This is a genomic window from Deinococcus radiodurans R1 = ATCC 13939 = DSM 20539 (assembly GCF_000008565.1).
In the GTDB taxonomy this organism is placed as follows: domain Bacteria; phylum Deinococcota; class Deinococci; order Deinococcales; family Deinococcaceae; genus Deinococcus; species Deinococcus radiodurans.
In genome coordinates, this window is sequence record NC_001263.1 from 2,573,456 (window position 1) to 2,582,500 (window position 9,045).

Here is a 9,045-nt window from a genome sequence, read left to right on the forward strand (position 1 = left end):
ACCGGCAGCGGTGCCCTTCCCCCGTATCGCTCACCAGGGCGCAACCCCCACGCCGCCGCAGTTGCCCGCAGGCCAGCCCTCTATCATGGCGCCCATGAACGATCAACCCCGCATTCACCTGGGAGCCCTGCTGCGAACCGCCGACGACGCGCACGCCGAGGGCGAACTCGACCACCTCCAGTACCTTCAGGGCAAGCAGCCGCAAACCCTGCGTTTTGCCGAGCCTGCCGCTTTTGAGGTGGACATCAACTCGCTTGGCGGCGACGAGATGTACCTGCAAGGCCAGTTTTCGCCCACGCTGGTCATGGAATGTGCCCGCTGCCTGCGCGAGGTGCAGGTGCCGCTCGACATCGACCTCGGCACGCTGATGCGCTACGAACCCTCCGCCGAGGAGCCTTACATCGAAGAAGCCGAAACTGGCGAGGAAGTCCTCGTCTTCGGCAATCCCGACCTTGACCTCAGCGCGTACCTGGCCGAAAGCACCCTGCTCGCCGCGCCGCTGAGCGTGCTGCACGACCCCGCGTGCAAGGGCCTGTGTCAGGTCTGCGGCCACGACCTCAACGAAGGCCCCTGCGAACACAGCGCCCAGGTGCCCATCGAGGAGCAGGTCGTCGAACTCGGTTCGCCCGAGGGGAGCAGCCACGCCAAGCAAAACCCCTTCGCGCGCCTGAAAGACCTGGAGCTGCCCGACGAATGAGCGACCCGCAAGGCGACGCCCCGCAGCTCACCCATTTCGTCGGCGGCCAGCCGCGCATGGTAGACGTGTCGGCCAAGGCGCCCACCACCCGCACCGCCCGCGCCGAAGCGTGGGTGCTGCTCCCGCCCGAGTCGCGGGCCGCGCTGCTCGCCGGGCAAACGCCCAAAGGCGACCCCCTGAGCGTGGCGCGCCTCGCCGGGCTCGCAGGCAGCAAGCGCACCGCCGACCTGATTTTTCTGTGCCACCCGATTCCGGTCACGAGTGCCGAGGTGGACGTGACGCTGAAAGACGCGGGCATCCACATCACCGCCCTCGTCAAAACCACTGCCCCCACTGGCGTCGAGATGGAAGCGCTCACCGCCGTCACGGTGGCCGCGCTCAACGTCTACGACATGCTCAAGGCGACGAGCAAGGCCATCGAGGTCAGCGGCGTGCGGCTGCTGTCCAAGACCGGCGGCAAAAGCGGCGACTACCAGGCCGCCGAGCGTCCGCCCCAGCCTTAATCCCTAATTTGTCTAGATAATTTCCGGCGACCGTTCTCCCACCGCCGGGAACTTTGCAGGCGGATTTGACGTAAAGGAAGGGACGAGGAGGGACCGACGATGGGCGCACGGCAAGAGGGGGGGTGGAACACACCAGAATGGACGCAGGTTCTGACACCGGAGCTGCGGGCGCTGCTGCACCGTGAGGCGGACGTCGACCTGAGCGCGGACGAACAGGCCGCCCTGGACGCCGCCTGCCTTGACCCGCAGGTGCAGGAGGCGCGGCGCTCACTGCACCGGGCCATCTCGCTGCTGACCGGCCCCAATCCGCCTGCTCCCCGCAGTGTGGCCGACGCGGTGCTGGCCGATCTTCGCCTGGGGAAACAGCTCACCGCGCCGACGCTGGCACCTGAACTCGCTCACCAATTGGCTGCCGAAACGAGCAGTGAAATTGCCAGCAGTGCCACCCTGCGCGGTGTTCTTGCTCCGCCAGCCCTCCCACGTTCACTCGCGGCCAGTGTCTCGCAGGACATCGCGCTGGCCCGGCAACTGGGGGCCGCACCTCTGCCTTCAGTTGCTTCGGTGGCACCTGCCGTCCTCAGCGACCTGCGGGCCGCCGCGCTGTTGCAGACGCCGCCTCCAATGCTACGTCCTGTCGCCGCATCTTTAGCTGCCGAGATTGCCAGCGACGCCCGCACGCGAAATGTGTTGCAGCAGGCGCCGGTGCCCCCGCCGCCCCGCTCGCTGGCGGCATCTTTGGCGGGCCGCATCGCGCAGGAGGGGCAGCAGGCCGAGGCTGTTGTTTCCGCACCACCTTCACTGGAAGTGACGCCACCAGCCCAAGTCCCAGCTTCCAGATCCGTCTCTGCCTCCCACAGCCGCCACGCTCCGCTGCTGCTCGTCGGTGGGCTGCTGACCGGACTCACCCTGCTGACGGTCACGGCGGCGTGGCCCAACCTGGCGGCGGGCGCCCTGGTCATGCAGACGGTGCTGGAGCACGTGGCACCCGTCGCTGGCCTGGGCCTGTTGCTGCTGCTGCTCACGAGTGCGCTGGTCACCTGGATGCCCACGCCCGCCGTGCGGCGCTTCGGGGCCGGGGCCTTCGTGCTGGCCGGCGCGCTGTCGCTGCCGCCGCTCGCCAGCCTGGTCAACGGCGAACCCGGCCTGAGCTTCGGCCACCCGGTGGAGGTTCATGGACCCGTCGAGGGCAATATCGTCGCCATCGGCGGAGACGTGGTGCTGGCGCCCGACGCCGCTGTCAATGGCCGGGTGGTCACTCTGCTGGGCGACATCAAACAGGCGCCCGGCGCCCAGGTCAGCGGCGAAATGAGCGCGGTGCTGGGCCGCACCCCCGGCGAGGCCGCTGAGGTCGGGGCGTTGCCGGCGCCGCAGGGGGTGCGGCTGGCAACGGCGGCGGCCTTCCGGCCCCTGCTCGGTTGGCTGGGCGCCGCCGCGTGGCCGCAGATTTTCGTGACGCTCACGGCGGGCCTGCTGCTGCTGCTCTTCGTGGCAGGCACAGCCCCAGATCTCGCCCGGCAGCAACGGCACGCGCCGATGCGGACGTGGCGCTCGGCGTGCTGCTGCTCGCGGCGCTGCTGTTGCCGGCACTAGCGCTGGCCTTTGCGGGTCTGCTCGGCCCGGCGCTGCTGGTGCTTGCGCTGGCGGGGCTGCTGATCGCCACTGGCCTGAGCGTCAGCGTCTACGACCTGGGCCGCGCCCTCGCATGCCGCCTGCGCCTGCCAGTGCCCGATACGGTCGGCGCTTTCCTGGGCATCAGCCTCTTTGCGGGCAGCTTGAGCTGGAGTCCGCTGGCCTTCGCGCTCGCCCTCGTCGGCGGCGCCTGGGGAGCGGGAACCTTGGTGCTGCAACGGCGAGAAGCCGAGCACCGGCAGGTCTTACCGCTGACCTGACACGCCTCCTCACAGAACGGCGCCCCCTCGACGGAAAGGTCAGCGAGGGGGCGCCATTTTTGAATCTCCCAAGAACAAAACCCCGGCGACGGGGCCGGAGTTGTGCGGAAATCAGTTCAGGATGCGTTTGAGATGCAGGTAGATCTCGTACCAGTCCTGCTTGTCGCGCGGGCGCTTGCCACGCAACTCGATGCGCGAGAGGGTCCGCACCCAGTCGGGCGTGATCTGCGGGCCCAGCGTGGGGTCGGCGATCAGGTCCGCGAGGCCCTTGGGCAGGGCGCCGTCGGTGGATTCACCGTAGAACTCGACCCCTTCGAGCAGGTCGTGAACCGTGATGTTGTACGCCCCGGCGAGGGTCTGGAGGGTTTCGAGGCTGGGGTTGGTGCGCCCGCGCTCCAGGTCGCTCAGGTACGGCACGCTGATGTCGGCAACCTCGGCCACGTCCTTGAGCCGCAGCCCACGTTCGCTGCGCAATTCACGAAGTCGTTCGTGCAGTTTCAATGTCATTCACCTCCTGGGCTGCGGCGGACCACCCGTCACCCGTCGGGGATGCCCGAGAGACAGATGATGTGGAACCCGCCTGGCGTTTGCTTGTGGGCAGAATCAGGCACCCTTGGTCGGAGTGTAACACCGCTCCTTGCTACGGTCAATACAGAATGAGGGCAGTCAACTTGCCTTATTCCTGTTTCGAAACCAGAAATTGGCCGCTGCTGTGGCTATTGCCAGCGTTCGTGGCCTTCCGACTGCTCGCCCAGCAGCAAAGGACGCAGTTCGCCGAGCAGATAGAGGCTCCCGCAGATAAGGACGAGGTCATCGTCAGACCGCAGTACTGCTAGCGCCTCGGCGGGCGTCTGGGTCAACTCCAATGGCACGCCTGGAAACAGAGCGGCGAGCTGCGCCGGGTCGGCGGCCCGGGGACTGAGCGCACCGCGTCAGGATGACCCGTGAGCGAGGGGCAGCAGTTCTGCGGCGACCCCGCCCAGGTCCTTGTCTTCCGCTGCCCCGAAGATGATGGGCAACTGGGCACGGCCACTCGCCGCCAGCAATGGACGCAGCGCCTGCGCGAGTGCCTGTGCTCCCGCCGGGTTATGGGCCCCGTCTAGCAGTACCCGCCGCCCTTGCCAGGGGACAACCTCCAACCGCCCCGGCCAGCGGGTCTGCGCGGCTCCTTGCCGGATGGCTTCATTAAAGACGCCCAGCCGCGCCGCCGCCACTGCCGCGAGCGCCGCGTTGAGGCCCCCATGTTCGCCCAGCAGCGGGGTCTGCACTTGCGCCGCACCGCCGGGCCACTGCACGTCGACCGCCGTACCTTGCCAGCCCAGGCTGCGGGTCTGCGCCGTCCAGTCCCGACCCAGCGCCCAGAGATCGGCGCCCCGCTGCTCCAGCACGGGCAGCACGGCGGGCGCGGCAGCCGTCACGGCAGGTCGCCCGGCCCGCAGAATGCCCGCCTTCTCCGCCGCGATCTGCTCGACGGTGCCGCCCAGGATGGCGGTGTGGTCGAGTGCCACATTGGTAATCACGCTCAGCCGGGGCTCCAGCGCGTTGGTGGCGTCCAGCCGTCCTCCCAACCCGACTTCCATCACGGCGATTTCTACTCCGGCCTCGGCGAACAGCACACACCCCAGCGCAGTGACCACCTCAAAAAAAGACGCCTCCACCGCTTCGCTCACCGGGCGCACGCGGGCCAGCGCTGCCGTGACCTGCGCCGACGAGACTTCCTCCCCGTCCACCACGAAACGCTCGCTCAGCCGGGTCAGATGCGGGCTGGTGAAGAGGCCGGTGCGTCTGCGGTCCGCCCGCAGCATGGCGGCCAGCGTGGCGGCGGTGCTGCCCTTGCCGTTGGTTCCGCCGACCAGCACGGCCCCGAACTGCCGCTGCGGGTCGCCGAGCCGGGCCAGCAGCTCGCGCACCCGGTCCAGGCCGGGGTGCACTCCGAACCGCTGCCGGGCGAACAGCCATTCCACATTCGTGTCCTGCGTCACGCGCGGAGCATACCGCCGCTCTGGACTGTGCAAGTAAATAGGGAGACGAGGTGCTCCCCGTCTCCCCTGTTGAAAGAGCCCGCTCAGGCTTCGGGCGCGAAGTATTTTTCCAGCGTCGGCACGATCTGCTTCTTGCGGCTGATGCGGTTGCCCAGATCGGCTACCTGTCCCTCAGCTTCGGCGCCGAAGGCTTCGCGCAGCACTTTGGCCTCGGTGGCGCCCAGCACCAGCGTGCGGTTGGTTTCGTTCAGGATGTCCACCACGCTCAGCAACATGCCCGAGAGGGTGTCCTCGGCCTTGACCTGATCCATCGCTGCGAGGAGTTCCTGCTGCCGCCCGAACACGTAGGCCGGGTTGGTCGTCTCGATCACGCCGATGCCCCAGTTTTGCGGCTGCACAGGGTCCCCGAAGGGAAAGACCTTGTAGTCCATCCGCAGCAGAGTCTCGGCGGGCGTGTTGCCCAGATCGCTCTTGGCGGCGAACATGGCCAGTGCGTAGGCCTCCACGTCGTTTACCCCGGCCACCGGGGCCAGGAACGCCACCGCGTCGCGGTCGTCCTGGGTGGTGGTCGGGCTGCGGAAGTGCAGGGTGTCACTCAGAATGGCGCTCAGCATCAGCTTGGCGTCCTGGGGTTCCACGCTCAGGCCAGCCTCGCGGTGCAGCTTCAGCAGGATGGTGCCCGTGCAGCCTACCGGCTCGAAGCGCAGGTAGGGCGGGTTGATGGTCGTCAGGTCGCCCAGCTTGTGGTGATCCACCACGCGGGTCACGTCGAGTTCGCCGAGGGCGGGCAGCGACTGCGCGCTTTCGTTGTGGTCCACCAGCGCCACCTTGCTGCCGGCGGGCAGTTCGGTCAGGAGTGGCGGCGCTTCCAGGCCCAGTTCACGCAGCACATAGGCCGTCTCAAAGTTCGGTTCGCCCAGCCGGTAAGCCTGGGCCTCGGTGCCCTGCCGCGTCAGCAGCCGGGCGTAGACCATCGCCGCCGAAATGGCGTCGGTATCGGGGTTGAGGTGTCCAAAAACAGCGAGCATGGCGTCAGTCTACCGACTTTGGCCGCGCCGCACCGGAACTAACTACAGAACAACAAAAACCCCCGCCGAAGCGGGGGCCGTTGCCCGGCAATGCCGGGAACTAGGGGCTTTAGAAGTTGACCTTGTAGCTGATCTTGAAGGTCTGGCCGCGAGCGGGCTGGCCGTTGTTGATGCCGCTGCCGTACTCGACGCCGTTGAGATCCTTCTGGCTCAGGGTGTAGGTGCCGTAGCTGAAGATCAGGTCCTGGTAGGCGCCTTCCACGTACACGCCGTTCAGGTTGGTCCGGCGGTTGTTGTTGGCGTCGCTGAAGTAGCCCTGGGTGCCGTCGCCGTCGAAGGGGGTGTACTGACGGTTCTGAGCCATATAGCCGTCATAGCGCACGCCGATCTTGGTCTGGGGCAGCAGGAAGTCGTTCAGGACCACGCCCGCGCCGTACTTGGTCGCGTTGGCGTTGTAGTTCCCAGCGGCCACACGGTTGTCGGCGGTGTAGTAGCCCACCTGACCGTTGAACTGGGGACGGAAGGGCACGTTTTCCAGGGGATCGGTGCGCACAATCAGGCCGACCGCGCCACGGGTCCCGGCAGGACGGCTGTCGAGCTGGGTGTTGGTGGTCGAGAACGAGCCCGCGAGGCGCACGTTCGCCACGCCGACCTTGCGGTCGTAACGGGCGTCACCGTAGGTCACCGAGCCGCTGAAATCGCCCGTCGTCGCGGTGGCGGTGGTGGGCACGTACACGCGCGAGTAGCCCACGCGGAAGAACAGGTCCTTGACCAGGGCGTTGGCGTTGTCGCCCGCGTGGCCCGCTTCGACCCCGTAGGAGGTGAAGCAGGTGGCGGTGCGGCTCTGGTCGAGGTTGACCGCCGGGTTGAGCACGCCGCCCACACCGTCGATGTCCCGGGTACCGGTGCCGAAGTTGTTGTCGGCGCAGCGCAGACCGGTGCGGTAGGCATTGTTTCCCACGCCGGGCTCGAAGCTGGAAGCCAGGTAGCCGCGGCCCAGCAGACCACGGTCGGTGGTCGAGCGCACACCGTTGACGTTCACGTCGCGGTAGTAAGCGCCCACGAACAGGCCCAGGCCGGGGGTCACGTCCGCCTGCACGGCGTAGCGGCGCACCTTGGCGTCGCCGATGATCTGGGTGCCGGCGGCGTCACGGTAGATCTGGGGACGGTTGCTGTCCAGGGTGTTGTACGTGCCACGCAGCGAGAAGATGCTGTAGGCCACCTTGGCCGAGCCGCCCGCTTCGGTCATGCGGTTGGCATTGTCGCCGTTGGCGCCGGTGCTGGTGTCGTAGTAGCCGCCGATGGCCACGGGACCGAGGTTGGCCGCTGCCTTCACGCCGAAGCCCATTTGACCGATCTTGGTGTTGGTTGCAACGACGGTGCCGTCAGCGTTGCGGTCAGACGTGCCGTCGTTATTGGCGTCGGTGTAGGCCTGACGGTCGAGGTTGGCAAAGGGAGCCGTCACGCCGGTGTCGGGGTTGTAGGCGATGTTCTGGGCCGAGGTGCGGCTGTACGAGCCGTAGCCATACTCGCTGATGCCAGCCACGTTGTTGTAGCCCGCGTCGATCTTGCGGTAGTTCAGGTCGTACAGCGACACGCCGAAGGTGTCGTTGCCGAACTTGGCGGCGGGCGTGTTCAGGTCGAACGCCAGGTTGTCCTTGCGGGTCGCCACGCGGGCGTAGAACGCGTTGCTGGTCTGAACGGCAGCATTGGCCGTGTTGGGGCGCACGCGGCTGGTGGCGTACTCGCTGTGCAGTTCCACACCGAAGGCCTTGCCGTGCAGGTCGGCGCCGTAGGTGGTGACGTCGGAAGGCGTGCTGGTGGTGTTCTGAGCTGCGCCGAACATGTCGCGGCCTTCCTGCGCGTAGTGGATGCCCGCCGTCAGGGTGCCGACGGGGGTGATCTGCGCACGCACGCCGCGGTAGTACACGCCGTAGCCGGCTTCGGCGGTGCCGTCGAGACCGCTGCGGCTGCCGTACACGCCCTTGATCTGGGGCTTCCAGGCGCCGATCACGGGCACGTTGCTGCCGTCCACGGTCACGGTGAAGCCGTCGCCACGGCCATCGTAGTTGTTGTCGAAGACGTAGTCGCTGAAGTAGAACTTCTGCTGCTGGCCCAAGGTCACGATAACGGGGTTGTTGCCCACGCTGAACTGGGTGGTGGCGTTCTTGAAGCGGAAGAACACGGGGCGGTAGACGTTCCCAGCGGGATCGCGGAGGATGGCCGCCGTGCCGCCGCTGCCGAGGTACGTGCCGCGGCCAGTCGCCTCGCCGTCGTCCTTCTTGCCGTTGCCGTTGGTGTCGACGTAAGCGTCGCTCGGCAGGCCGGTGACCAGACCGAAGTTCAGGTCAATCTGGTTGACCTGGAGACGGCCCGCGGTGCTGAACAGGCTGCCACCGGTGCCGCTGGTGACCTGGCTGAACTGGCCGCTGGTGTCGAAGCCCAGGCTAATACCGATGTCGGTGCTGCCTTCCTTGTAGCGGGCCAGGTTGTTGAAGCCGAAGCCGTTGCGACCCTTGGTGGTATCGATGACCTTCCCGGTGGGGACCTTGTAATCGGCGGGGTTCAGGCCGTCGAAGGTCGCCGTGGAGCCGTCGGTGAAGTACACCGTGTAGCTCACGCCGTCCGCGAAGCCGTACAGGCCCGCCGCACCCGCGACCACGGGGTCAGAGGCGTTGCCGAAGTCACCGAAGTCACGGCGCTGAGCACCGGTGTCGGTGTCGATGCCGCCGCTGGTGAAGGCGTTGTTGGCCACGGTGCCGTCCGCGTTCAGGGGGAACAGGCGGTCAACGTCGAAGTTGCGGCTGGTGCGGCTCACGCTGTAGCCGATGGTCAGGCTGGGCTTGACGCTAAACGCGTTGCGCTCCAGGGCAGCGATGCGGCCCGTCAGCGAGTTGTTGACGGTTTCGACGCGAGTTTCGACGGTGGTCACGCGGCCACCGAGGG

9 protein-coding genes (1 of these 9 running past the window's edge) are annotated in these 9,045 nt (G+C 67.3%); 4 read left to right on the plus strand and 5 right to left on the minus strand.

Annotated features, from left to right (window positions below; genetic code table 11):
* Positions 1-94 precede the first annotated feature (94 nt).
* From DR_RS13225 to DR_RS16980, 4 genes are all read left to right on the plus strand, one after another.
* Positions 95-697 carry a YceD family protein gene (locus DR_RS13225; RefSeq protein ID WP_027480095.1) on the plus strand — a complete coding sequence of 201 codons (603 nt, stop codon included), beginning with the start codon at positions 95-97 and terminating at the stop codon, positions 695-697.
* Positions 694-1,200 carry a cyclic pyranopterin monophosphate synthase MoaC gene (gene moaC / locus DR_RS13230; protein WP_010889196.1) on the plus strand — a complete coding sequence of 169 codons (507 nt, stop codon included), beginning with the start codon at positions 694-696 and terminating at the stop codon, positions 1,198-1,200. Before DR_RS13225 ends, moaC begins: the two co-directional genes overlap by 4 nt.
* Positions 1,201-1,299: 99 nt before the next feature.
* A complete protein-coding gene (locus DR_RS13235; protein ID WP_010889197.1) occupies positions 1,300-2,790 on the plus strand; it encodes a hypothetical protein in 1,491 nt (496 codons plus the stop codon).
* The gene (locus DR_RS16980) at positions 2,742-3,089 is read left to right on the plus strand and encodes a hypothetical protein (protein ID WP_234944656.1); all 348 of its coding nucleotides are present in this window, start codon (positions 2,742-2,744) and stop codon (positions 3,087-3,089) included. The genes DR_RS13235 and DR_RS16980 overlap by 49 nt, the downstream gene beginning before the upstream one ends.
* Positions 3,090-3,200: 111 nt before the next feature.
* On the opposite strand, the gene DR_RS13240 is transcribed toward DR_RS16980, so the two are convergent.
* The 5 genes from DR_RS13240 to slpA all read right to left on the minus strand — a co-directional run.
* Positions 3,201-3,590 (minus strand): helix-turn-helix domain-containing protein, encoded by a 390-nt coding sequence (locus DR_RS13240; protein ID WP_027480093.1) that lies wholly within the window; start codon positions 3,588-3,590, stop codon positions 3,201-3,203.
* A 215-nt stretch (positions 3,591-3,805) separates the two neighbouring features.
* The gene (locus DR_RS17165) at positions 3,806-3,949 is read right to left on the minus strand and encodes a hypothetical protein (protein ID WP_338107133.1); all 144 of its coding nucleotides are present in this window, start codon (positions 3,947-3,949) and stop codon (positions 3,806-3,808) included.
* A gap of 72 nt (positions 3,950-4,021) precedes the next feature.
* Positions 4,022-5,071 (minus strand): bifunctional folylpolyglutamate synthase/dihydrofolate synthase, encoded by a 1,050-nt coding sequence (locus tag DR_RS13245; protein WP_338107134.1) that lies wholly within the window; start codon positions 5,069-5,071, stop codon positions 4,022-4,024.
* A gap of 83 nt (positions 5,072-5,154) precedes the next feature.
* A complete protein-coding gene (locus DR_RS13250) occupies positions 5,155-6,099 on the minus strand; it encodes a manganese-dependent inorganic pyrophosphatase (protein ID WP_010889201.1) in 945 nt (314 codons plus the stop codon).
* 109 nt (positions 6,100-6,208) lie between these two features.
* Positions 6,209-9,045, minus strand: the 3' portion of a protein-coding gene (slpA, locus tag DR_RS13255) for an S-layer protein SlpA (RefSeq protein WP_010889202.1). It continues 667 nt past the right edge of the window; only the last 2,837 of its 3,504 coding nucleotides appear in the window; the start codon falls outside the window, past its right edge — the gene reads right to left on this strand; its stop codon occupies positions 6,209-6,211.

Excerpts from the sequence above, each read along its gene's own strand:
- moaC (WP_010889196.1), top strand. The coding sequence starts at position 694 with ATGAGCGACCCGCAAGGCGACGCCCCGCAGCTCACCCATTTCGTCGGC.
- DR_RS13225 (WP_027480095.1), top strand. The coding sequence starts at position 95 with ATGAACGATCAACCCCGCATTCACCTGGGAGCCCTGCTGCGAACCGCC.
- DR_RS13250 (WP_010889201.1), bottom strand. The coding sequence starts at position 6,099 with ATGCTCGCTGTTTTTGGACACCTCAACCCCGATACCGACGCCATTTCG.
- DR_RS13235 (WP_010889197.1), top strand. The coding sequence starts at position 1,300 with ATGGGCGCACGGCAAGAGGGGGGGTGGAACACACCAGAATGGACGCAG.